The organism is Arsenicicoccus sp. UBA7492 (assembly GCF_002479615.1).
Taxonomy (GTDB): domain Bacteria; phylum Actinomycetota; class Actinomycetes; order Actinomycetales; family Dermatophilaceae; genus Arsenicicoccus; species Arsenicicoccus bolidensis.
Genome location: NZ_DLOE01000060.1, coordinates 13514 through 38005, shown reverse-complemented (window position 1 = coordinate 38005; position 24492 = coordinate 13514). Strand labels below are relative to the sequence as shown.

Sequence of the window (24492 nt, the reverse complement as noted above, 5' to 3'; positions counted from 1 at the left end):
CTCGCTTACCATCCGAGGTCGGCATGAACGGTTCGACCAGTTCCCACTCGGCATCCGAAAGCACCCTCATCCGCGACATGCTGTCCAGAATCGCGGGTCACCCCACCCGCCATTGGGAGACACGCCCTAGCCGCGGGACACGCGGTGTTTACGCGGCGCGGTCGCGGTTAACGTCGCGGAAACACGATCGCGTCGGGTCGTGAAACGCGGCCCCGACAGGGTTGAGCCCATGGACGCGATCAACACCGGCGATACCGCCTGGGTCCTCGTCAGTGCCGCGCTGGTGCTGCTCATGACCCCCGGTCTTGCCCTCTTCTACGGCGGAATGGTGCGCTCCAAGAGCGTGCTCAACATGATGATGATGAGCTTTGCGGCGATGGGGATCGTCGGCGTGCTCTGGGTGCTCGTCGGCTACTCGATGGCCTTCGGCAACTCCCTGGGCGGGCTGATCGGCAACCCCCTGGACTTCGCCGGGCTCAACACGATGCTCAACCCCGACTCGGTCGTCGGCACCGTGCCCTCGACCGTCTTCGCCGGCTTCCAGGCGGCGTTCGCGATCATCGCGGTCGCGCTGATCTCCGGAGCCATCGCGGACCGCGCGAAGTTCTCGGCGTGGTGCGTCTTCGCGGCGATCTGGGCGCTGCTCGTCTACTTCCCGGCCGCCCACTGGGTGTTCTCCTTCGACGGCGTCGTGTCCGACAAGGGTGGGTGGATCGCCAACACGGTCAAGGCGATCGACTTCGCCGGCGGCACGGCGATCCACATCAACGCCGGCGCGGCGGCCCTGGCCCTGGCCCTCGTGCTCGGCAAGCGTCGCGGCTTCGGCAAGGACCCGATGCGCCCGCACAACCTGACGCTGGTCATGCTCGGCGCGGGTCTGCTGTGGTTCGGCTGGTTCGGCTTCAACGCGGGCTCGGCCCTTGGCGCCGGCCCCCTCGCCGGCATCGCCTGGATCAACACCCTCGGTGCCACCGCCGCGGGCATGTGCGGCTGGCTGCTCACCGAGCGTCTGCGTGACGGTCACGCGACCTCCCTCGGTGCCGCCTCGGGCGTCGTCGCGGGCCTGGTGGCCATCACCCCGGCCTGCTCCACCGTCAGCCCGGTCGGGGGCATCATCATCGGCGCCCTCGCCGGCGTGGCCTGCGCCTTCGCGGTGGGCCTGAAGTTCCGCCTCGGCTACGACGACTCGCTCGACGTCGTCGGCGTCCACCTCGTGGGTGGCCTGGTCGGCACGCTCGCGGTCGGCTTCCTCGCCACCGACGCCGCCCCGGTCAACACCGTCAACGGCCTGTTCTACGGCGGCGGGCTCGACCAGCTGTGGCGCCAGGCGCTCGGCGCGGTCGCGGTGCTCGTCTACTCCTTCGTGGTCACCTGGGTGATCGCCAAGGCCATCGATGCCATGATGGGCTTCCGGGCCAGCGACGAGGACGAGCTGCAGGGCGTCGACCAGACGCAGCACGCCGAGACGGGCTACGACCTGACCCCCATCGCCATCGGTCGCCGCCCCGGCGCGACCGGACCCCTCGGGGACGCCATCGGCGCCACCTCGCACTGGGGCCAGGGCACCCGCACCACGGAGGACGTGAACTCATGAAGCTGATCACCGCCATCATCAAGCCCCACATGCTCGACCCGGTCAAGGAGGCACTGGAGGCCTTCGGCCTGGCCGGCATGACGGTCAGCGAGGCCTCGGGCTACGGTCGCCAGCGCGGCCACAGCGAGGTCTACCGCGGCGCGGAGTACACCGTGGACTTCGTCCCCAAGCTCCGCCTCGAGCTGCTCGTCGACGACCGCGACGCCCGGGACGTCATGGACCTGGTCGTGCGCCAGGCCTCCACGGGACGCATCGGGGACGGCAAGGTCTGGTCCATCCCCGTCGAGGAGGTCGTGCGGGTCCGCACCGGCGAGCGCGGGGTCGACGCGCTGTGACCTCGAGCGTCGGTCCGGGACAGGGAGCAACCGGTGGGGCCGCTGCTGGCGCGGCAGGCGCAGGAGCAGGCGCTGCCGGCACGGCCGGAGGGACAGGGGTCGGTATGGCGACCGCCACCGCCTCCCGCGCCGCCGCCACCCCGGCCACCCCCTCCACCCTGCGCGACCGACGCCTCAGCCTGGCCGGCACCCGCGAGCACACCGCTCGCGGGGCCGGCCAGGCCCGTCGAGGGGCCGTGACGGCCCTGACCGACACGTCCCTGCGCGAGCTGTGGGCCGAGGCGACGTCCGGACGTCTGCTGCCCGGCGTCGCCCTCGCCGCCACGGGCAGCCTGGCTCGTGGCGACGGCGGGCCCCTGTCGGACCTCGACCTGGTCCTCCTGCACGAGGGCCGGGTCCCCGAGGGCGAGCTCTCCGCCCTCGCCGACCGCCTCTGGTATCCCCTCTGGGACAGCGGGCTCGGCCTCGACCACTCCGTGCGGTCGCTGTCCCAGTGCCGCAAGGCCGCCACCGATGACCTCACCGCGGCGGTCGGCCTGCTCGACCTGCGCCTGCTCGCGGGTGATGAGGAGGTCGTGACCGCCGTGCGGGCGGCCCTCGCCCACGACTGGCGCGCGAACGCCCGCAAGCGTCTGCCCGAGCTGGTCGAGTCGGCGCAGGCGAGGCACGCGCGCTTCGGGGACCTGCCGCAGAGCCTCGCCCCCGACCTCAAGGAGGCCCGGGGAGGGCTGCGCGACATGACGATCCTGCGCGCCCTCGCGGTGGCCTGGCTCGCGGAGCGGCCGCGCGGGGAGGTGCTCGCGGCATACGACCGGCTCCTCGACGTGCGCGACGCGCTGCACGTGGTCACCGGTCGCGGGCGGACGCGCCTCAACCTGCCCGACCAGGACGCCGTGGCCGCGCTGACCTCGGAGCCCGACAGCGACACGATGCTCGCCGGCGTGGCGACGGCCGCGCGGGCCGTCGCCCACGACCTCGACGCCGCCCTGCGCAGCGCCGGGCAGGCGCAACGCGCCCGGACCCTGCGGGTGCGCACCCGGCGCCCCGTCCTCACCCCCCTCGGCCACGGCCTGCACGCCCACGACGGCGAGGTCGTCCTCGGCCCGCGGGTGGACCCCGCCCGCGACGCCCTCCTGCCGCTGCGGGCCGCGGTCGCCTCCGCGAGAGCCGGTATGCCGCTCGCCCCCGCCACCGCGGCGAACCTCGCGAGCCGGTGCCCCGACCTGCCGGTGCCGTGGCCGCAGGACGCCCGAGACCTGCTCGGTGACCTGCTGGCGGCCGGCCCCGGGCTCGTCGACACCTGGGAGGACCTCGACCAGGCGGGGCTGGTCAGCCGCTGGCTCCCGGAGTGGGAACACGTGCGAAGCCGCCCGCAGCGCAACGGGATTCACCGGCACACCGTCGACCGGCACTGCGTCGAGACCGCCGTCGAGGCGTCCCGGCTCGCGCGCGAGGTGGCCCGCCCCGACCTGCTGGGCGTGGCCGCGCTCCTGCACGACCTCGGCAAGGTGGCCGGCGCGGGCGACCACAGCGAGGAGGGTGCGACGCGAGCGCGTCCGGTGCTCGAGCGCTGGGGCTACCCGCCCGAGGAGGTCGAGACCGTCGTGGCCCTCGTGCGTCGGCACCTCACCCTCATCGAGCTGGCGACCCGGCGCGACCCGGAGGACCCGGCCACCGTCACCGCCGCCGTCGAGGCCGTCGCCGACGACCCGGAGCGCCTCGCGCTGCTGCGGGCGCTCACCGAGGCCGACGCCCGCGCCGCGGGGGAGCAGGCCTGGTCGAGCTGGCGTGCGTCGCTGCTCGCGCGCCTCGTCGCCGGCACCCGGGCCCGCCTCGCGGACGCGCAGGGGTCCGTCCGACCGATCCCGGAGGCCGAGCCCACGCAGGTCGAGATCCCTGCGGTGGCCCGGGGTGAGCTCGCCGCCGGACACCCCTGGGTGGGCGTGGAGCGCGACGGCTCGGTCGACCGGGTCAGCGTCGTGTGCCCGGACCGCCCCGGCCTGTTCGCCGACATGGCGGGCCTCATGGCGGTGCACGGGCTCGAGGTCCGCAGCGCCAGCATCCGCACCGTCGACGGGCTGGCCGTCGACGACTGGCATGTCGTGTCGCCCGCCGAGGACCCGGTCGACCTGGACGCGCTGCGGCGCGGCCTGGCCCGGCTCGGTGCCGGCGACCGGGCACCCCTCGCCGCGCTGGACCGACGCGCACCCCGACGCGCCCTCACCGCCAGCTCCCGGTCCGCCTCGGCCGCGCCGGGCCAGACGCGGGTGCTCGTCGTGCCTGCCGGTGGCACGGACGCGACGGTGCTCGAGGTCCGGGCCGGCGACGCCTTCGGCCTGCTGCACGACCTGGGCCGGGCCCTGACCGCGGAGGGGGTGTCGGTGCGCAGCGCCCACGTCGCGACCTACGCCGGGCAGACGCTCGACACCTTCTACCTCACCGACGCCGCCGGCGAGCCGCTGTCGCCGGGCCTCGTGGGGCGGACGGTCTCCGCCCTCATCGACGCCTGCGACGGTGCCTCGTGAGTGGCGTCGGGCGGGCGGCATACGGCCCGGGGCCGAGGATCGGCCCGCAGCGCCTGGTCGGCAGCCGACCCGTCACCCGTTAGCCTTGTCTGGTGTTCACGAGCCTCTCCGACCGCCTGACAGACACCTTCCGCCACCTGCGCAGCAAGGGCCGGATCACGGAGTCCGACGTCAACTCGACGATCCGGGACATCCGCGTCGCCCTGCTCGACGCCGACGTGGCGCTGCCGGTGGTCCGGCACTTCACCGCCGCGGTGCGGGACCGGGCGCTCGGGGCCGAGGTGCACGAGGCGCTCAACCCCGCCCAGCAGGTCGTCAAGATCGTCAACGACGAGCTCGTCACGATCCTCGGCGGTGAGACGCGGCGCATCGCCTTCGCCAAGCAGCCGCCGACCGTGATCATGCTGGCCGGCCTGCAGGGCTCCGGCAAGACGACCCTCGCGGGCAAGCTGGCCTACTGGCTCAAGGACCAGGGACACACCCCCATGCTGGTCGCGGCCGACCTCCAGCGTCCCAACGCCGTGACCCAGCTGCAGGTCGTCGGCGAGCGCGCCGGGGTGCCGGTCTACGCCCCCGAGCGGGGCAACGTCTCGGGCTACGACGCCGCCATCGAGAGCCGCTCCGGCACGCAGGGCTTCGGGGACCCCATCGCCGTCGCCCGCCAGGGCGTCGAGGAGGCGCGCCGCCAGCAGCGCGACGTCGTCATCGTCGACACCGCCGGCCGCCTCGCGATCGACGAGGCCCTCATGCAGCAGGCCTCCGACATCCGCTCGGCGATCGAGCCCGACGAGGTCCTCTTCGTCATCGACGCCATGATCGGCCAGGCCGCGGTGGAGACCGCCGACGCCTTCCAGCGCGGCGTGGACTTCACCGGTGTCGTGCTCACCAAGCTCGACGGCGACGCCCGCGGTGGTGCGGCCCTCTCGGTCGCCCAGACCACCGGGCGACCGATCATGTTCGCCTCGACGGGTGAGGGCGTCAAGGAGTTCGAGGTCTTCCACCCGGACCGCATGGCGAGCCGCATCCTCGACATGGGTGACGTCCTCACCCTGATCGAGCAGGCCGAGCGGGCGTTCGACCGCCGCGAGGCCGACGAGATGGCCCGCAAGTTCATGGCGGAGGAGGACTTCACCTTCGACGACTTCCTCCAGCAGATGGCCGCCATCAAGAAGATGGGCAACCTGAAGTCGATGCTCGGCATGATGCCGGGGATGAACCAGATGCGGGACGCCATCAACTCCCTGGACGAGCGGGAGTTCGACCGGGTCGAGGCGATGGTCCGGTCGATGACGCCGTTCGAGCGCACCCACCCCAAGCAGATCAACGGGTCGCGGCGCGCCCGCATCGCCCGCGGCTCCGGCGTGCAGGTGTCCGAGGTCAACGCCCTGCTCGAGCGCTTCGGCGAGGCGCAGAAGATGATGCGGCAGATGCGTCGCGGGGGCGGCATGCCGGGCATGCCCGGCATGCCCGGTGGCGGCAAGAAGGGCAAGCAGGCCCCCCAGCGCAAGAAGGGGAAGTCGGGCAACCCGGCCAAGCGCGCCGAGCAGGAGCGCGCCGCCGCGGACAAGGCCAAGGCCGCCAAGGGCAACTCGCTCGGGTCGGCCTTCGGGGGCGCGGACGGCGCCGACGGCGCTGGTCTGGACGCCTCCCAGCTGCCCAAGGGGTTCGACTCGTTCCTGGGTCGCTGACCCCGCGGGTCAGGGCTGGCGCGGTTTGAGGATCGGCGTCGCGACGGCCGAGCGCAGACCCGACGCGGAGCCCGACGAGCTGGCGACCCGCCAGTTGCGCTCCTTGTCCACGTCGAAGATCACGACGGCCTGGACGTTGCGGTAGCCCGTCCTCATCCGGGCGAAGGCGTCGCGCCACCACGTCGCCTTGCTCTGACCGCTCGGAGCGCTGACCGGCACCCGCGACACCCCGGCCGAGGCCGGGTCGGCCGAGGAGATCTCGCAGATCCACACGGGCTTGCGCGGTGCGAGCGCGACGAGGCGCTGGTACTGCGTCGCGTAGACGTTGTCGAAGCTGCGCCAGCCCAGGTTGCGGGTCCGCGTCGTGCCCCAGTTGTAGCCGTCGAGCCCGAGGATGTCGACGACGTCGTTGCCGGGATAGATCGTGCGGACGTCGGTGGTCCCGGCATACGTGTCGGTGGTGGGGTTGAAGGCCCAGCGGACGTTGGTGGCGCGCTCCTGCCGGAAGATCGTGACGGCCCGGCGCCACGCGGCCTTGAACTGCGCCGGGCTGCCGCCGCGGCTCTTGGCCGCGCCGGCGGTCGGCTGGTGCGCGACCCAGTCGGCGTTCATCTCGGCCCAGGGACGCAGGACCACGGGACGACCGTAGGCACGCAGCGTGCGCGCCTTGGCGCGGAGCACCGCGTCGCCGCGGCCGCTCGACCAGTAGGCGTAGTTGCCGTAGTCCTCCAGCGACCAGGCGACGAGCAGGGTGCGCGTGGCACCCATGGCCCGGTCGCTCGGGTAGGGCCAGTAGGGGTCGTCACCGCGCCCGCGGAAGACCGAGGCGATCGCCATCGGACGCCCGACGGCCGAGGCCGTGCGGTCGAGCACGCGGGGATCGCGGTCCATGCCCTGGCTGTAGGCGCCGAGGGCCAGGGGGATGGTGGAGGTGAGGGCCGTCGGCTGGGCCGCGGCGGCGGTGGGGTCGCCCGCACCAGGCAGGGCGGCGGGCGCGGTCACGAGGGACGCCGTTGCGAGGGCGGCAACGGCGAGCAGGGAGCGACGGCGACGGGCGGTGACCATGCGCCAATATTACGCACAGTCACCGCCCACTACGCACTGTATGTCGCGTGTGATCGGGTCCCCTAGGTCAGGCGGACTCGTTCAGCATCGCTGCCCGGGCCCGGGCAGCCTTGCCGCGGTAGACCGGGGCCATCCGCTTCACGGCCGAGACCGCCGCCACGAGGGCGAACGCGCCCATGGCGAGGTAGAGGCTCTCGAAGCCTGCGTAGGTCAGGCCTCCGCCGACTCCGGCGGCGAAGACGGGGGTGGCTGGGTTGTTGTACATGGGTCACCATGTCCTTTCGGTTCGTGCGATGGCATCTGCATAGGCTTTGGCGTGGGTCGCCTGGAGGAAGAAGTCGAAGGGCAGCTCGTACATCGTGGCGGAGAGCAGCTGCTGGCGAATTCCCTTGTCGCGCACCGTGACGAAGCGCTCGACGCAGAAGATCGCGGTGATGCCCAGCCAGATCGGCTGGAGCATGAAGTGCCCGAGCGTGATCGTCAGGGCGACGTCCGCGAGGTACAACGCGGTGATGACGACGCCCAGCATCGTGAGCAGCTGGCGGCCCCAGTAGGGACGGGTCACCCGGGTGATGCCGTACTGCACGCAGTTCTCGACGGCACCGCGCTTCCACCGCAGGCGCTGCTGCCACAGCTCGCGCCAGGTCGACATCGCCTCGGTGGTGAGCGTGCAGCTGGGGGGTGCGAGCAGCTCGTAGCCCAGGTGCATGATCGCGAAGGACAGCTCGTTGTCCTCCGTGAGGACGCGCGGGTCGTAGATGCCGCCGCGGCCGTCACCCCCGGGGAGCCGCCCGTCCAGGCGGGCCAGGCTGAGGTCCTGCAGCATGGTGGCCCGGAACATCGCGGCCGTGCCCGTGACCACGAGGCACTTGCCGTCGAGGCGCCGGACGTCGCGGGCGTAGCGGGCGTACTCGTTGTCCTGGAGGTGCTGGAGGAAGCGGGAGTTGGCGTTCCACGTCAGGCGGCTCCACCGCTCCGCCGGAGCCTCGGCGCGGCGGGTGCGCTCGCGCTGCACGGCCGGCTGCGCCCGGAAGGTCCCGCCGACGGCGCCGAGGTGGTCGTGCCTCGTGAGGTAGCCGGCGGCGTTCTCGAGGAAGTGGGCGTCGAGGGCCGAGTCGGCGTCCTGCACGAACACGAGGTCGTCCGCCCCCAGGGTCGGCAGCAGCGTGTCGAGCACCTGGTTGAGGGCGCCGGCCTTCTTGTCCGTGTTGCCGACGGTCTCGACGACCGTGACCCCCATGCCGCGGGCGATGTCGACGGTCGCGTCCGTGCAGTTGTCAGCGATGACCGTCACCGTGTGCGGCTGGTAGGTCTGGTCGCGCAGGGCCAGGAGCGTGTTGGCGATCCCGGCCTCCTCGTTGTGGGCCGGGACGAGGACGTGGACGCGACCGAGGCGGCGCTCGCCGACCGATGCCTGGGCGCGCTGCGCGCCGGCAGGGGCGGTGGCCTCGGGGCTCGTGGGGGCGAGCGTGGGGGACATGGTGACCGCTTCCTCAGGAGGGGCGGGATCCCACCTGGGTGGTGGGGCTCCACCAGGTTCCGGCCCGACCTACTGGCCGGTTGGGTCATCGCATACGGCTGTACCTTCACGGGTTGCAACTACTTCGGACGGTCATGGACCTGGTGCGGTGCGTGATCTGGCCGGCGACCGCGCGGCGACCAGCAGTAGTGGTGACTGCTGCATTCAGGCCTAGGTCGAGGTGCTTCCCTGGCGGTGCGACGACACGTTCGCGCCGATAGGGTCACGACCATGAGCGCTGCACCGCTGCACCTCGCCGGCCCGGTCCTGGTCGGCCCCGACGACGTCCGTGACGAGCTGTGGGTGGTGGACGGCCGGGTGACCTTCACCGAGCCGTCCGGGGACTGCGAGACGATCCGCGGCTGGGTGCTCCCCGGCCTGGTCGACGCCCACTGCCACGTGGGGCTGGATGCGCACGGGCCCGTGGACGCGGAGACCGCCGAGGCCCAGATCAGGGGCGACCGGGCAGCGGGGACGCTGCTGATCCGGGACGCGGGCTCGCCGTCCGACACCCGCTGGATCGACGACCGCGAGGACCTGCCGGTCGTGATCCGCGCGGGGCGTCACATCGCCCGGACCCGGCGATACATCCGCGACTACGCGGACGAGATCGAGCCGGACCAGCTCGTCGAGACGGTCCGTGCGCAGGCACGGCGCGGGGACGGCTGGGTCAAGCTGGTCGGTGACTGGATCGATCGCGCGACGGGCGACCTGGCGCCGTGCTGGCCGCAGGACGTGGCGCGCGAGGCGATCACCGTCGCGCACGAGGAGGGGGCCCGGGTCACCGCCCACTGCTTCGGCGAGGAGGTGCTGCCGCAGCTGGCGGCCGCCGGGATCGACTGCATCGAGCACGCGACCGGGCTGCGCGGCGAGGTGGTCGACACCTTCGCCCGGCAGGGCATCGCCATCGTCCCGACGCTGGTCAACATCGCGACCTTCCCCCAGATCGCCGAGCCGGCCCGGGCCAAGTTCCCGGACTACCACCGCCACATGCTCGACCTGCACCGCCGACGCCACGAGACCGTGCGCACGGCCTTCGAGGCCGGCGTCCCGATCTACTGCGGCACCGACGCCGGTGGGTCGCTGCCGCACGGTCTGGTGGGGTCCGAGGCCCGCGAGCTGCGGGCGGCCGGGCTGCCGCCACGTGCGGTGCTCGACGCCGTCAGCTGGGGCGCGCGCCACTGGCTGGGGCGGCCCGGGATCGAGGAGGGGGCTCAGGCGGACCTCTGCGTCTACGCCACCGATCCCCGTGAGGACCTCGACGTGCTGGCGTTCCCGACGGCCGTCGTCCTGCGCGGTGTCGTCCGCGGCTGAGGTCATAACCTTCGTCACAGGTTGCGTTCACTTCTTGACGGCAATGGTCACCGGGTTCATGGTGTAGCCATGCCCCAGGACCGACGCACCCGATCCCGCACCGCCCCACGGGGATCCGGGTCGCCCAGCGCCCTGCGGCGGGCCAACACCGAGCGAGTCCTGCGGCACCTGCGCTCGAGCGGCGCGTCCACGCAGGCGGACCTGGCGCGGGCCACGGGTCTCTCCCCGGCGACCGTGTCCAACCTGGTGCGCTCCCTGGTGGACGACGGCCGGGTCGCGACGGGCACGACCACCGCGTCCGGACGCCGGGCCACCCAGGTGACGCTGGTGCCCCAGGCGGGGCGACAGGTGGCCCTCGGGATCGACGTCGGCCGTCGCCACGTGCGCGTCGTCGTGGCGACGGAGTCCGGGGAGGTCGTCGGCGAGTCCGCGCACGAGCTCCCGGCGGGCCACCGGGCCTCCGAGTGCCTGCAGGTGGTGGCGGACCTGGTCTCCGAGGTGCGGGTGGCGGCGGATCACGCGGGGCACCGCCTCGTCGGGGCGGGCCTCGGCATACCCGGTCCGGTCGACGTCCGGACCGGACTGGTGGGCCACGGGGCGATCCTCCCCGAGTGGGTCGGCCTGCCGATTGCCGAGACCTTCGCCGAGCGGCTCGGCATGCCCGTCCACGTCGACAACGACGCGACGCTCGGCGCGCTCGCCGAGGCGCGCTGGGGCGCCTACAAGGGAGTGCAGGACCTCGTCTACGTCAAGGTGGCCTCAGGCGTGGGCTCGGGGCTGGTCCTCGGCGGCCGGGTGCATCGTGGCCACCTCGGCATGACCGGCGAGATCGGGCACCTGCCGGTCGCGGCGTACGGCCAGGTCTGCCGCTGCGGCAACCGCGGGTGCCTGGAGACCGTCGCGTCGGTGCCCTCGATGCTGGCGGCGCTGGGGGTGTCGGCGGGTCGTCTGCCCCGCACGTCCGAGCTCATCTCCCTCGTCCAGGCGGGGGACCCGGCCGCCTTGCGCGTCCTCGAGGACGCCGGTGCCGCCCTCGGGCAGGTGTGCGGGGGGCTGTGCAACGTGATCAACCCGGCCGTGATCGCCGTCGGGGGGCCGTTGACGGCCGTGGGGGAGGCCCTGCTCCCCTCGATCCGGCACGGGCTCTCGCGAGCCACCACCCCGGCCGTCGCCGAGGCCACGGTGCTGACCCTGACGACCCTGGGCGACCGGACCGAGGCCCTCGGCGCCGCGGCGCTCGCGCACTCGGCCGACTGAGTGAGGCCTTCGTCACGAACCCGCAACGCAGGGGCCGCTGCGGTTGACGCCGGGCACGCCAGCGAGTTCACTTTGTGAACGAGTGACGACGCGGTTGTCGTCAGGTCGCGAAGAAGGGACCCTCTGATGGCACGACCCGGTGCGCCCGTCATCCTCGAGATGGTCGACATCACCAAGGAATTCCCCGGCGTCAAGGCGCTGGACCACGTCAACCTCGCCGTCAGCACCGGCGAGGTGCACGCGATCTGCGGCGAGAACGGCGCGGGAAAGTCCACCCTGATGAAGGTGCTGTCGGGGATCTATCCCCACGGCACGTATGCCGGCCGCATCCTCTACGACGGTCGTGAGGTGGAGTTCAAGGACATCCGGGCCAGCGAGAGCGCCGGCATCGTGATCATCCACCAAGAGCTCGCCCTCATCCCCGAGCTGTCGATCGCGGAGAACATCTTCCTCGGCAACGAGGCGGCCAGGGGCGGCATCATCAGCTGGGTGGAGACCAACAGGCGGGCCCGCGAGCTGCTGTCGACGGTGGGCCTGCGCGACGACCCGGAGACACCGGTCAAGAACATCGGTGTCGGCAAGCAGCAGCTCGTCGAGATCGCCAAGGCGCTCAACAAGAACGTCCGGCTGCTCATCCTCGACGAGCCCACCGCGGCCCTCAACGAGGAGGACTCGGCCCACCTGCTCGACCTGCTGCGCGGTCTGCGCGACCGGGGCATCACCTGCATCATGATCAGCCACAAGCTGGGCGAGATCGCCGCCATCGCGGACTCCATCACCATCATCCGTGACGGGCGGTCCATCGAGACCCTCGACGTCCACCGCGGCGGCGTGGACGAGGACCGCATCATCCGCGGCATGGTCGGTCGCCCCCTGGACTCCCGCTTCCCCGACTACACGCCGCAGATCGGCGAGACCCTGCTCGAGGTGCGCGACTGGACGGTCGAGCACCCGCAGATCCCCGGCCGGCTGGTGTGCAAGGGCTCGTCCTTCACGGTGCGGGCGGGCGAGATCGTGGGCTTCGCGGGACTGATGGGTGCCGGCCGGACCGAGCTCATGCGCTCGTTGTTCGGCCACTCCTACGGCCAGCTCCTCGGCGGCGAGGCCTTCCTGCGGGGCCGCCGGCTCAAGCTGACCAGCGTCTCCACCGCGATCAAGGAGGGCCTCGGCTACGTCACCGAGGACCGCAAGGTGCTGGGGCTGAACCTCCTCGACGACATCAAGACGACCACGGTCTCCGCCAAGCTCGGCAAGATCTCGCCGGGCGGTGTGGTCGACCGGCACAAGGAGTTCGACTTCGCCGAGCGCTACCGCACCTCGCTGCGCACCAAGGCCCCCTCCGTCAACGAGGGTGTCGGCAAGCTGTCCGGCGGCAACCAGCAGAAGGTCGTGCTGGCGAAGTGGTTGTTCACCGACCCCGAGGTCCTCATCCTGGACGAGCCCACCCGCGGCATCGACGTGGGGGCCAAGTTCGAGATCTACGGGATCATCCAGCAGCTCGCGCTGCAGGGGAAGGGCGTCATCGTCGTCTCCTCCGAGCTGCCGGAGCTCCTCGGCCTGTCCGACCGCATCTACACGATCTGCGAGGGGGCCATCACCGGCTGCCTCGACAAGTCCGAGGCCACGCAGGAGAACCTCATGCGCCTCATGACCCTCACGTCCTCCACCCACGCGCCCTCCGCCTGACCGAAAGACGCCCGATGAACAAGCTCAAGCAGGTCTTCGGCGGTGACATCCGCCAGTTCGGCATGATCATCGCCCTCGTGGCGTTGATCGCGCTCTTCCAGGTCCTGACCAACGGCCTGACCCTCGACCCCACCAATGTCATCAACATCCTCCAGGGCAACGCCTACGTCCTCGTGCTGGCCATCGGGATGGTCCTCGTCATCATCGCCGGGCACATCGACCTGTCGGTCGGGTCGGTGGCCGCGGCCGTGGGCATCATGGTCGCGATGGCGATGCGGGACTGGAACCTCGCCTGGCCCCTGGCCATCCTGCTGGGCCTCGCGCTCGGCGCGCTGATCGGGGCCTGGCAGGGATTCTGGGTCGCCTACGTCGGCATCCCGGCCTTCATCACGACGCTCGCGGGGATGCTCATCTTCCGCGGGGTCAACCAGTGGGTCGGCAAGTCGCTCACCGTGCCGGTGCCCGAGGGCTTCCAGACCATCGGGTCCGGCTACCTGCCCGAGGTCGGGCCCAACACCGGCTACAACAACCTCACCGTGCTGCTCGGCGTGCTGGCCTGCCTCGCGATCGTCGGGGGAGCGCTGCGCAACCGCGCCAACCAGCGCAAGATCGGCCTCCCGCTCGAGGACGGCGTCGCCCTCGGCATCCGCCTGCTGCTCATCTGCGGGGCGATCATCGCGGTGACCCTGCTGATGGCGTCCGGTCGCCCCGGGACCTCCTTCCCCGTCTCGGGCCTGATCCTGGCGTTCCTCGTCATGCTCTACGGCTTCATCTCCAGCCGCACCGTGGTCGGTCGCCACGTGTATGCCGTGGGTGGCAACAAGCACGCCGCCGAGCTGTCGGGCGTCAAGGCCAAGAAGGTCAACTTCCTGGTCATGATGAACATGTCCGTCCTCGCGGCCCTCGCGGGCATGATGTTCGTCGCCCGCTCCACCGCGTCCGGGCCGAGCGACGGCGTCGGCTGGGAGCTCGACGCCATCGCCGCCGTCTTCATCGGCGGGGCGGCCGTCTCCGGCGGCGTGGGCACCGTCGTCGGCTCGATCATCGGCGGCCTGGTCATGGCCGTGCTCAACAACGGGCTCTCGCTGCTCGGCGTGAGCGCCGACGTCACCCAGATCATCAAGGGCCTCGTGCTGCTCGCGGCCGTGGCCTTCGACGTCTTCAACAAGATGCAGGGGCGGCCGTCGATCATCGGCCACCTCACCAAGAACGCCGGGTCGCGCACGCCGACGAGCACCGCGCAAACCGGCGCCACGGCCCGGCCCAAGGCCTGAGCCCCACCCTCACCACACCAGTACGAACGACAAGGAAGTCACATGCGCAAGCTCACCACCACCGTCGTGGCCGTCTCCGCGGTCGCCCTCACCCTGTCCGCCTGCGGGCGCGCCGAGCAGACCTCCACCTCGACCCAGAGCAGCGGCGGGTCCGCCGCGGCCAAGGGCTTCGACCAGGGCGCCCTGATCGGGGTGGCGCTGCCCAAGAAGACCTCGGAGAACTGGGTTCTCGCGGAGAACATCTTCAAGAAGGACATGACGGACGCCGGCTTCAAGGTCGACGTGCAGTTCGCCAACAACGGCGTCGCGGAGCAGCAGAACCAGATCCAGACGATGGTCACCAAGGGTGCCAAGGTCCTGATCGTCGGTGCGCTGGACGGCTCCCAGCTCGGCACCCAGCTGCAGGCCGCCAAGCAGCAGGGCGTCACCGTCATCGCCTACGACCGCCTGCTCACCAACACCCAGGCCGTGGACTACTACGTCGCCTTCGACAACTTCAAGGTGGGTGTGCTGCAGGGCAACGCGCTTCTCGAGGGCCTCAAGGCCAAGAAGCCCAACGGCCCCTACAACGTCGAGCTCATCGCCGGCTCGCCCGACGACGCCAACTCCAAGGTGTTCTTCGACGGCGCGATGAGCGTCCTGCAGCCCAAGATCAAGGACGGGACCCTCAAGGTCGTCTCCGGGCAGACCTCCTTCCAGCAGGTCGTGACCCAGGACTGGAAGGCGGAGAACGTCCAGAAGCGCATGGACAACGTGCTCGCCGCCCACTACGCCTCCGTCCCGCTCGACGGCGTCCTGTCGCCCAACGACACCCTGGCCCGCGCCGCGATGACCTCGGTCAAGCAGGCCGGCAAGCCGACCCCGGTCGTGACCGGTCAGGACTCCGAGGTGGAGTCGGTCAAGTCGATCATGGCGGGGGAGCAGTACTCCACCATCAACAAGGACACCCGCAAGCTGGTCGCCGCGGCGATCGACATGACCAAGCAGCTCCAGAAGGGCGAGAAGGTCACGGTCAACGACGAGAAGTCCTACAACAACGGCGTCAAGGTCGTGCCGGCCAACCTGCTCGAGCCGGTCATCGTGACCAAGGCCAACGCCAAGGAGGCCTACGCCAACGACCCGACCCTGTCGGCTCTGGTCAAGTGACCCAGATCACGTGACTCAGAGCCCGTATGGCGGCGGACCGCCGTCATCCGGGCTGGGGGCTTTTGACTGGCATCAGCGGGGCGCCGCGCGACCGGACGGTCGGGCGGCGCCCCGCGCTGTCCCGCGGATCTCAACTTCCAGTAGCAATTTGTAGTGTTGTCGTGACTCTGCGTAGATGTTTTGGGCAAGATAAGGGGCGTGAGCCTTCGAGGACCCAGCGTCGGCCGTGTCCGCGACGACACGGCGCTGCTGCGCGTGGGCCTGGCCGCCAGCGAGGCCGCCCTGCGCATCAAGCGCGCCGCCCGTGCCTCCCAGCGCCTGGCGCGCCTCGCCGAGACCGACCCTGACATCACCCTCGACACCACCGTGCAGTGCGCGGCGGACCTGGCCAGCGAGCTGGGCTACCTCGGCGAGAACGACCCGGGGGCCGCGCTGCAGGTGGCCGGCGGTGCGCTGCAGGTGATCACCGACCTGCCGCCGGGCCCGTGGAGCCTCGTCGTGGAGATCCAGGGCGAGCTGACCCGCGGCGAGGCGCTACTCGCGCTCGGCGACCTCGACGGTGCGGCCGCGTGCGCTGCCTCGGCTCGACGCTCGGCGACGCTGCCGCTGCCCGAGGACGACCTCGGCCTACGCGTCCGCGCCGGGCTGCTGGCCCTCGAGGGGCAGGTGGCCGCTGCGGCCGGCGACCTCGCGCTGGCTGTCACCCACTTCCGAGCGTCGCTGGAGGCGGACGCGGATGGTGCGCTCGGGCTGCAGCCCCTCGTCCTCGCACGGCTCGCTCAGGTCATGCAGGCGCTCGGGGACACCGACCTGGGCCTCACGTATGTCGACCGGGCCCTCGCCAGCACGGCCGTCCCGCAGTCCGACGCCGCCATGGCCCGCCTGCACGGCATCCGGGCCGAGCTGCTGCTCGACGCCGGCGACCTCGACGGCGCCCTGGCTGAGAGCGAGCGGGGGGCCGAGCTCGTCGTCCATGCGGGGCTGAACCCCGCGGACCACGTCCGCCGCGTCGCCGCCGTCCGCGCCAGGCTCGGCGACCCCGACGCGCCCGACGCCCTGCGACGGCTCGCCGACGACGAGACACGGACGACCGGAGCGCCGAGCTTCGCGACGCTGCTCGCGCTCGCCACGGCCCACCTGCGCTCGGGGGACGCCGAGTCGGCGGTCCGGGCCCTCGCGCCCTACCACCACGCCAGCACCCTTCCCCGGTCGCAGCGCGACGCGGTCTATGACGTGCTGACCGAGGCCGCCGAGCGCACGGGCGACGAGGCCGGCGCCCTGGCTCTGCTGAAGGAGCAGCGCGAGGCGGCGCGTGGCGACGCGCGGGCCGGATCCTCGTCACGGGTGCGCGACCTCGCCGAGCGGCTGCGCATGGACCTCCTGCAGGCCGACCTCAAGGAGTCCCGCCGGCGCGAGCAGCAGCTCACGCTGCTCGTGCGGCAGCGCACGGCCGAGCTCACCTGGCGGGCGGCGCACGACGAGCTGACCGGGCTCTACAGCCGGGACGCGGTGCTGAGCAGGCTGCGCGAGCCGGCCGGTCCCAGGACCTGGCGGACCGTGCTCTACCTCGACCTGGACCGGTTCAAGGTGGTCAACGACGCCCACGGCCACGAGGTGGGCGACGCCCTGCTCTCGGTCGTCGGGCGCCGGCTCGAGACGGCCGTCCTCGGTCTGGCCGGACGCACGTGCGTCGCCCGTCTGGGGGCGGACGAGTTCTGCGTGCTCATCGACACGGAGGGGCCCCTCGACGGGGTCGCCACCGCCCAGCAGCTCGTCGACGAGCTCTGCACCCCCGTCGACCTGCCGAGCCTCGGCCCGGTGCGACCGCAGGTGAGCATCGGCGTGGCCCAGGCCGCCCCGGGGGTGGAGCGACCCGTCGGGGACACCGACCTCGACCTCCTCCGCGACGCGGACGTGGCCCTCAACCGCTCCAAGTCGCAGGGCGGGGGCGGCATCTACGTCTTCGGCCATGCCGACCGGGAGCAGGCGGTGCGCCGCTTCGAGGTGGAGCACCGCGTGCGCCGGGCGATCGAGGAGGGGCGCATCCTTGCGGCATACGACCCGATCGTCGACCTGCGCACCGGCGAGGTCGTCGGGGTGGAGGCGCTGTGCCGCATGGAGGAGAACGGACGACTCGTCCGCGCCGCCGAGTTCATCGAGATCGCCGAGGAGTCCGGGCTCATCGACGCGCTGGGTCGCGTCGTGCTCGCCGAGTCGATCCGTGACCTGGCCGCGTCCGGGACCCCGAGCTTCGTCGCCATCAACCTCGGGCCCCGAGAGCTGCGGCGTCCCGGGCTGCTGGAGGACCTGCGTCGACGCACGGAGGCGGCGGGCCTCGGCCTGGAGCGGCTGGTGGTCGAGGTCACCGAGCGGTCCTTCGTCGACGTCGCCTCCCAGGAGGCGCAGGTGCTGCGCGAACTGTCCGAGGCCGGGGTGCGCCTCGCCATCGACGACTTCAGCACCGGGCACAGCTCGATGGTCCACCTGTCCTGGATGCCGGTGCAGCTCCTCAAGATCGACCGTTCCTTGGTCGTGCGTGCGGCCCGCAGCGCCTCCGACCGCACGCTCGTGGACGCGGTCATCTCGATGGCCCAGACCCTCGGTCTGACGGTCCTCGCGGAGGGCATCGAGACCGCGGAGGCGGCGCGGGTGCTGCGCGACCTCGGCTGCGACCTGGCCCAGGGCCACCTGTTCGACGAGTACGCCCGCATCGACGAGATCCCGCGGACCTTCGACCTCGACCGGCTCCTCGCCGAGGACTGAGGCTGCTGGGTCCGCACCGGCACGGTCCGGACACGCCGGATGTCGTCAGCACCCCCGCCCATCTGGCATCATGGACTCTCGTATGCGCCGTGAGCGGACCCTCTCACCGGTCTCGACGCGTCCATCGAGTCCGCCCGCGCCTGTCCCCACGGTGTCGTGACGCGGGCTCACCCACACCACATCCAAGGAGACACCACACTCGTGGCCGTCAAGATTCGTCTGAAGCGCATGGGCAAGATCCGTGCACCGTACTACCGCGTCGTCGTGATGGACTCGCGCACCAAGCGCGATGGTCGTGCGATCGAGGAGATCGGCATCTACCACCCGACGGAGCAGCCGTCGCGCATCGAGATCACCTCCGAGCGCGCGCAGTACTGGCTGGGCGTCGGCGCTCAGCCGACCGAGCAGGTCATGGCTCTGCTCAAGATCACTGGTGACTGGCAGAAGCACAAGGGCCTCCCGGGCGCCGAGGGCACCCTGCAGGTCAAGGAGCCCAAGCGCTCCAAGCAGGACCTCTACAACGAGGCCCTCCAGAAGGCCGAGCTCGAGCCCAAGGAGACGCCGAAGAAGAAGTCCGCCCCCAAGGACGAGGCTCCGGCCGAGCCCGCCCCCGAGGCCCCCGCCACGACCGACCCGGCCGAGGCTGCCGAGTCCGCCGGCTCCGCCGAGGCCGAGGAGGTCCCCGCGACCGAGTCCGTCGAGGCCGCCGCTCCGGAGTCCGACGAGAAGGCCGAGGCCTGATCGTGCTCGAGGAGGCGCTCGAGCACCTCGTCAAGGGGATCGTGGACCACGACGAGGACGTGGTGGTGCGCCACAAGGAGCTCCGCCGCGGTGAGGTGCTCGAGGTCCGTGTCCACCCGGACGACCTCGGTCGCGTCATCGGCCGCTCGGGCCGCACGGCCAGCGCCCTGCGCACCGTCATGGGTGCCCTGGCCGGTGGCAAGCAGGTGCGCGTCGACATCGTCGACACGGACCGGGTGCGCTGAGCGCCCCACGGCATCACGCTCGAACCACGAGAGGCGTGCACGGGACCATCCCGTCGCACGCCTCTCGTCGTCTCTCGGGGCAGACCCGCACGACCAAACGAGGAGATTCAGCATGGACGTCGTCGTCGCCAGGATCGGCAAGGCGCACGCGCTGCGCGGTGAGGTCACGGTGGAGCTGCGCACCGACGAGCCGCAGGCGCGGCTCGCCCCTGGTACGCGTCTGACCACCGAGGCGCGCCGCGGGTCCGGCGTGCCCCGCGAGCTGACCGTGCGGACCGCACGCGTCCACAACGGGACCTGGCTGCTGGCCTTCGAGGAGATCCCGGACCGCACGGGTGCGGAGTCCCTGCGCAACACCCTCCTGACCCTCGACGTGGCCGACGGGACCGATGGCACCGGCGGGGCCGCCGGGACCTCCGAGCGCGACGACGAGGGCTGGTACGAGTCCGACCTGGTCGGGCTCCGGGCCGAGGACCCCGCCGGGGAGGTCGTCGGCGAGGTCGTGGCCCTGCACACCCGCCCTGTCCAGGACCTGCTCGAGGTGCGGCTCACGGACGGCCCGACCGGGCTCGTCCCCTTCGTCGAGGCGCTGGTGCCCACGGTGGACGTGGCGGCGGGCCGGGTCGTCGTCGACGCGCCCGACGGGCTGTTCGACCTCGACGGGGAGTGACCGTGCGCATCGACGTCGTCTCGATCTTTCCCGAGTACCTCTCGCCGCTGGACCTCTCCCTCATCGGCAAGGCCCGCCGCGAGGGGTTGCTGGACCTGCACGTCCACGACCTGCGCTCGTGGACGACCGATCGGCACCGCACCGTCGACGACACCCCCTACGGCGGGGGCGCCGGCATGGTGATGAAGCCCGAGCCGTGGGCCCAGGCGATCGACCACCTGCGCTCGGTCGGTGACGAGTCGTATGCCGGCGCCCGCCCCCTGCTCGTGGTGCCGGGTCCCGGCGGTCGGCGCTTCGACCAGGCGATGGCCCACGAGCTGGCGGGCGAGCCGTGGCTGGCCTTCGCCTGCGGACGCTACGAGGGGATCGACGAGCGCGTCTACGAGCACGCGCAGGAGGCGCTCGACGGCCGGGTCCGCGTCGTGTCCCTCGGCGACTACGTGCTCAACGGTGGCGAGGTCGCCGTCCTCACCATCACCGAGGCGGTGGCCCGGCTGCTGCCCGGGGTCGTGGGCAACGCCGCGTCGCTCGTCGAGGAGTCCCACGAGGACGGCCTGCTCGAGTACCCCGTCTACACCAAGCCGGCGTCCTGGCGCGGCCGCGAGGTGCCGCCGGTGCTCCTCTCGGGCGACCACGGCGCGATCGCGACCTGGCGGCAGCGGCAGCGCCTCGAGCGGACCGCCGCGCGGCGCCCCGACCTGCTGCCCGCGTCGGCCACCCTCGCGGGCGGCGAGGAGCTGGCGATCCGCCTGGCGACGCCCGCCGACGTCCCCGAGCTGTGGACCCTCACCCGGGCCTGCTGGGTGGACGAGGGCCGGGTCAACGAGGCGCCCGACATCCCCCCGCTCGTGGAGACGCTGGCGCAGGCCCGGAGCGGGATCGACGGGTGGCGCACCTGGGTGGTCCGCGACGGCGCTCGCGGCGCGAATCGCGGTGACGGCCGGCTGGTGGCGTCGGTGCGCGGCAGGCTCGTCGACGGCAACACCTGGGAGGTCGGTCGGCTCATGGTCGCCCCGGACCTCGTGGGGCAGGGGATGGGCCGGCAGCTGCTCGCCCACGTCGAGCGCCAGGCGCCGCCCGAGGCCACCCGGGCGTGGCTGCTCACGGGGGCGCGCAGCGAGCGCAACCAGCGCCTCTACCGCAAGGCGGGGTACCGCCCGGTGCGCGAGGCCCGGCAGGGGGTCCCAGGCACCGTGGAGCTCGAGAAGCGCCTGCGGCGCTCCTGACCGCATCGTGCTCCTGGGTCCGCCGCGCTCCACCCGCGCTCGCGCGCACCGGGCCGGCGCCGCCTCGGGGACGCCTCGGGACGCCGTCGACCGCCCGAGTTGGGGTCAGGGACCCTGGTCTGGCAGAATCGTGCCTTGCGTCTCGCGGCGATCAACCATGCCCCTGCCACAGGGGGAGGACCTGTCTGATGACAGGGACGCGGCAGCCGGGGACGTCATACGACACCTGCCTGCACCCGACCCAGGGCGCAGCCGACGGTGGGACGACCTGTGGCGGCCCCACGAGAAAGCGACATCGCATGAAGAAGCTGGCTGAGTTCGACGCCGCGAGCCTGCGCGACGACGTCCCCGCGTTCCGCGCCGGAGACACCCTCAAGGTCCACGTCAAGGTCATCGAGGGCACCCGCTCCCGTGTCCAGGTCTTCCAGGGCGTCGTGATCCGTCGCTCCGGCGGCGGCATCGGCGAGACCTTCACCGTCCGCAAGATCTCCTTCGGCGTCGGCGTGGAGCGCACCTTCCCGCTGCACACCCCGGTCATCGACCGGATCGAGGTCATGACCCGCGGCGACGTGCGTCGCGCCAAGCTGTACTACCTGCGCGACCTGCGCGGCAAGGCCGCCAAGATCAAGGAGAAGCGCGACACCACGGGCAAGCGCTGACCCTTGTCGCCGCAGGCCGGGCGAGAGCGCACAGCCGCGGCCACTAGGCTGCCGCGGGTGCACCCCCGGACGACGATGCCGACCATGACCGACACCTCGGTCGCGGTCGGCATCTCTCGTCGGGCCCGGCGCCTCCTCGTCGCCGTGCTGCTCGCCTGGGTGGCGCTCGTCGCCGCCCGGACCTGGGTCGTCGACTGGTTCGTCGTGCCGAGCGACTCGATGGAGCCGCTGCTGCGCCCCGGCGAGCGGATCCTCGTGGACAAGCGAGCAGGTGCGGTGGACCGCGGGGACGTGATCGTCTTCGACGGCACCCGCACCTTCGGCACCGTGGACGACCGACCGCTCGCGATCCAGGTGCTCGGCCGCGCGCTCGGCGCCTCGCCCGGCCACCACGTGGTCAAGCGGGTGGTGGGCGTGGGCGGCGACCACGTGCGCTGCTGCGACGACCAGGGGCGGGTCACCGTCGACGGCCGCCCCGTGGAGGAGCCCTACCTGCACCCCGGCGACACACCCAGCGAGGTGAGCTTCGACGTGGTGGTGCCGCCAGGCAGACTGTGGGTGCTGGGTGACCACCGCAGCCGTTCGGCCGACTCACGGTCGAGGCTGGGCTCACCCGGCGGCGGGCTCGTTCCCGAGCGTGACGTCACCGGTCGGGTGACCCGCGTGCTGTGGCCGCCCGGCCAGTGGCGAGCCGTGGCCGCCCGACCCGACCTGATGACCCTGGAGGAACCCGATGACCGACGCGCGTGACGTGCACGAGGACCCGACGCCGGGAGGCGACGCGGGGGAGCCACGCGACGGCGCCGAGGGGCGCGAGTCGGGCGAGCCCGGCGAGTCCCGCGGCGCAGGTGCGACGAGGAGCCCCAGCGCCGGCTCCCACCTCATGCACGCGGTGCGCGAGTTCGTGATCGTGGTCGGTCTGGCCCTCATCCTGTCCCTGGCCGTCAAGACCTGGCTGATGCAGGCGTTCTTCATCCCGTCCGGCTCGATGGAGGACACCCTGGTCGAAGGCGACCGGGTGGTCGTGTCCAAGCTGACGCCCAGGCCGTTCGAGCTGGAGCGGGGCGACATCGTCGTGTTCGAGGACACCGGCCGCTGGCTGGTGCAGGCACCGACGGCCCAGCGGTCCGGCGTCGCCAACGTGCTGCACGAGACCTTCGTCTTCGTGGGGCTGCTCCCCAACGACTCCGACAGCCACCTGATCAAGCGCGTGATCGGCCTGCCAGGGGACAAGGTGAGGTGCTGCACCGAGGACGGCAAGCTCACGGTCAACGGCGCCGCGATCTCCGAGAGCTATCTCAAGCCCGGCGACGCCCCCAGCGTCGATCCCTTCGACATCACCGTCCCGGAGGGCCGGCTCTGGGTGATGGGCGACCACCGCAGCGACTCGGGCGACTCCCGCTACCACGACCCCAGCCGGGACGGCAGCACCGGATCCGTGCCGATCGACGACGTCGTCGGGCGGGCCGTCGCCGTGGTGTGGCCGTTCTCCGAGATGACCTGGCTCGGCCAGCCGACGAGCGTGTACTCGGCCGTGCCCGACTCGCCGTGACACCCCCCGCCACGGCGACCTCGCGGCGGCCCAGCCTGCGCGTCGAGCGGGCCCTGCAGCGGGGCCTGCCCGAGGGGCGGCAGGTCATCGCGGCCATGGACGAGGTGGGCCGGGGTGCCCTGGCCGGACCCGTGTCCGTGGGGGTCGTGCTGATCGACCTGTCCGTCGGCTCGGCGCCGACGGGGGTGCGGGACTCCAAGCTGCTGACGCCCGCGGCCCGCGAGAGGCTGGTGCCCCGGCTGAGGCGGTGGGCGCCGGCATACGGCGTGGGGCACGCCACCCCGCAGGAGATCGACGAGGTCGGGATCATGGGGGCGCTGCGCCTCGCAGGACGGCGCGCGATGGAGGCGGCCTGCGCCGATGGGCTCGTGCCCTCCTTGGTGCTGCTCGACGGCAACCACGACTGGTTCACCGAGCCGGACCGCGTGGGTCTGCTCGGCGCGCTCGACGATGACCTGATCCCCGTCCACACGATGATCAAGGCCGACCTGCGCTGCTCCTCGGTGGCGGCGGCGAGCGTGCTCGCCAAGGTCGAGCGCGACGGCCTCATGGTCCGGCTGGCCGAGCAGGACGACGTCGACGACGCCTACGGCTTCGCGGTCAACAAGGGGTATGCCGCCCCGGGGCACCTCGACGCGCTGTCCCGCCTGGGGCCCTGCGTCCACCACCGCCGGTCGTGGCGGCTGCCCCTGCAGCGGGTGTTGGGTGATGATGGGACGACCGCGGACGCCGTCGGCGTCGCAGCAGCTGAGCAGGGAGTGCAGGAGCGATGAGCGCAGAGGACCTCGAGCGGTACGAGACCGAGATGGAGCTCGCGCTCTACCGGGAGTACCGCGACGTCGTGGGGCTGTTCTCCCACGTCGTGGAGACCGAGCGACGGTTCTACCTGTGCAACTCCGTCGACGTGCGGGTGCGCAGCGACGGCGGCGAGGTGTACTTCGACGTGACGATGTCCGACGCCTGGGTGTGGGACGTCTACCGGCCAGCCCGGTTCGTCAAGAACGTCCGCGTCGTGACCTTCAAGGACGTCAACGTCGAGGAGCTTGCCAAGTCCGACCTCGACCTCGCCAAGGATCCCGGCTTCCCGTCCTGACGGTCCCGGACCTCGCGTTCGTCGGGGTCTGTCCACAGGTCGCCGCGTTCCCGTCGCCCTCGTCCACAGGGCGTTCGTCGGCCAGGTCTCGGCCTGCTCGACGGGAGCAGTCTGGGTCCCGTGCGGTCACGGTGGTCGCA

General features: G+C 72.0%; 22 protein-coding genes. 19 read left to right on the top strand and 3 right to left on the bottom strand.

Features of this window, described 5'->3' with window-relative positions; translation table 11 throughout:
* Positions 1–229 precede the first annotated feature (229 nt).
* The 4 genes from B4E97_RS18190 (at position 230) to ffh (ending at position 6142) form a co-directional block, all read left to right on the top strand.
* Positions 230–1594 (top strand): ammonium transporter, encoded by a 1365-nt coding sequence (locus B4E97_RS18190; protein ID WP_286961091.1) that lies wholly within the window; start codon positions 230–232, stop codon positions 1592–1594.
* Complete coding sequence (locus B4E97_RS18185) at positions 1591–1929, top strand: P-II family nitrogen regulator (RefSeq protein WP_019287923.1); 339 nt, start codon at positions 1591–1593, stop codon at positions 1927–1929. Before B4E97_RS18190 ends, B4E97_RS18185 begins: the two co-directional genes overlap by 4 nt.
* Positions 1930–2033: 104 nt before the next feature.
* Positions 2034–4454, top strand: a complete 2421-nt coding sequence (locus B4E97_RS18180; RefSeq protein ID WP_286961089.1) for a [protein-PII] uridylyltransferase — start codon at positions 2034–2036, stop codon at positions 4452–4454.
* A gap of 92 nt (positions 4455–4546) precedes the next feature.
* Complete coding sequence (ffh, locus tag B4E97_RS18175; RefSeq protein WP_286961088.1) at positions 4547–6142, top strand: signal recognition particle protein; 1596 nt, start codon at positions 4547–4549, stop codon at positions 6140–6142.
* Between the two features lie 9 nt (positions 6143–6151).
* On the opposite strand, the gene B4E97_RS18170 is transcribed toward ffh, so the two are convergent.
* From B4E97_RS18170 to B4E97_RS18160, 3 genes are all read right to left on the bottom strand, one after another.
* Entirely contained in the window at positions 6152–7207 is a 1056-nt protein-coding gene (locus tag B4E97_RS18170; RefSeq protein ID WP_286961086.1) for a glycoside hydrolase family 26 protein, read from the bottom strand.
* 67 nt (positions 7208–7274) lie between these two features.
* Positions 7275–7472, bottom strand: coding sequence for a hypothetical protein (locus B4E97_RS18165; RefSeq protein ID WP_239262693.1), 198 nt, complete (start codon positions 7470–7472; stop codon positions 7275–7277).
* Positions 7473–7475: 3 nt separating this feature from the next.
* On the bottom strand, positions 7476–8687 hold the full coding sequence (locus B4E97_RS18160; RefSeq protein WP_286956569.1) for a glycosyltransferase family 2 protein: 1212 nt from the start codon (positions 8685–8687) through the stop codon (positions 7476–7478).
* A gap of 270 nt (positions 8688–8957) precedes the next feature.
* On the opposite strand from B4E97_RS18160, the gene B4E97_RS18155 reads away from it, so the two are divergent.
* The 15 genes from B4E97_RS18155 to B4E97_RS18085 all read left to right on the top strand — a co-directional run bounded on the left by B4E97_RS18155 (position 8958) and on the right by B4E97_RS18085 (position 24352).
* Positions 8958–10040 carry an amidohydrolase family protein gene (locus B4E97_RS18155; protein ID WP_286956570.1) on the top strand — a complete coding sequence of 361 codons (1083 nt, stop codon included), beginning with the start codon at positions 8958–8960 and terminating at the stop codon, positions 10038–10040.
* Positions 10041–10109: 69 nt separating this feature from the next.
* Positions 10110–11297, top strand: a complete 1188-nt coding sequence (locus B4E97_RS18150) for an ROK family transcriptional regulator (RefSeq protein ID WP_286956571.1) — start codon at positions 10110–10112, stop codon at positions 11295–11297.
* A gap of 126 nt (positions 11298–11423) precedes the next feature.
* Entirely contained in the window at positions 11424–12983 is a 1560-nt protein-coding gene (gene mmsA, locus B4E97_RS18145) for a multiple monosaccharide ABC transporter ATP-binding protein (protein WP_286956572.1), read from the top strand.
* 14 nt (positions 12984–12997) lie between these two features.
* Positions 12998–14257, top strand: coding sequence for a multiple monosaccharide ABC transporter permease (gene mmsB, locus B4E97_RS18140; protein ID WP_029211926.1), 1260 nt, complete (start codon positions 12998–13000; stop codon positions 14255–14257).
* Positions 14258–14299: 42 nt separating this feature from the next.
* The gene (locus B4E97_RS18135) at positions 14300–15403 is read left to right on the top strand and encodes a sugar-binding protein (RefSeq protein ID WP_029211925.1); all 1104 of its coding nucleotides are present in this window, start codon (positions 14300–14302) and stop codon (positions 15401–15403) included.
* A 198-nt stretch (positions 15404–15601) separates the two neighbouring features.
* Complete coding sequence (locus tag B4E97_RS18130; protein WP_029211924.1) at positions 15602–18166, top strand: putative bifunctional diguanylate cyclase/phosphodiesterase; 2565 nt, start codon at positions 15602–15604, stop codon at positions 18164–18166.
* A gap of 201 nt (positions 18167–18367) precedes the next feature.
* A complete protein-coding gene (rpsP, locus tag B4E97_RS18125; protein WP_029211923.1) occupies positions 18368–18907 on the top strand; it encodes a 30S ribosomal protein S16 in 540 nt (179 codons plus the stop codon).
* Between the two features lie 2 nt (positions 18908–18909).
* Complete coding sequence (locus tag B4E97_RS18120; RefSeq protein WP_019287908.1) at positions 18910–19152, top strand: RNA-binding protein; 243 nt, start codon at positions 18910–18912, stop codon at positions 19150–19152.
* A gap of 112 nt (positions 19153–19264) precedes the next feature.
* Complete coding sequence (gene rimM / locus B4E97_RS18115; protein WP_029211922.1) at positions 19265–19822, top strand: ribosome maturation factor RimM; 558 nt, start codon at positions 19265–19267, stop codon at positions 19820–19822.
* Between the two features lie 2 nt (positions 19823–19824).
* Positions 19825–21048 (top strand): tRNA (guanosine(37)-N1)-methyltransferase TrmD, encoded by a 1224-nt coding sequence (gene trmD / locus B4E97_RS18110; protein WP_029211921.1) that lies wholly within the window; start codon positions 19825–19827, stop codon positions 21046–21048.
* A 299-nt stretch (positions 21049–21347) separates the two neighbouring features.
* Entirely contained in the window at positions 21348–21707 is a 360-nt protein-coding gene (gene rplS, locus B4E97_RS18105) for a 50S ribosomal protein L19 (RefSeq protein ID WP_019287905.1), read from the top strand.
* Positions 21708–21791: 84 nt separating this feature from the next.
* A complete protein-coding gene (lepB, locus tag B4E97_RS18100; protein ID WP_084412820.1) occupies positions 21792–22457 on the top strand; it encodes a signal peptidase I in 666 nt (221 codons plus the stop codon).
* Positions 22441–23259, top strand: coding sequence for a signal peptidase I (gene lepB, locus B4E97_RS18095; RefSeq protein WP_029211919.1), 819 nt, complete (start codon positions 22441–22443; stop codon positions 23257–23259). The genes lepB (B4E97_RS18100) and lepB (B4E97_RS18095) overlap by 17 nt, the downstream gene beginning before the upstream one ends.
* Complete coding sequence (locus B4E97_RS18090; protein WP_029211918.1) at positions 23256–24032, top strand: ribonuclease HII; 777 nt, start codon at positions 23256–23258, stop codon at positions 24030–24032. The genes lepB (B4E97_RS18095) and B4E97_RS18090 overlap by 4 nt, the downstream gene beginning before the upstream one ends.
* Positions 24029–24352 carry a DUF2469 domain-containing protein gene (locus B4E97_RS18085; RefSeq protein WP_019287901.1) on the top strand — a complete coding sequence of 108 codons (324 nt, stop codon included), beginning with the start codon at positions 24029–24031 and terminating at the stop codon, positions 24350–24352. The genes B4E97_RS18090 and B4E97_RS18085 overlap by 4 nt, the downstream gene beginning before the upstream one ends.
* Positions 24353–24492: the final 140 nt, after the last annotated feature.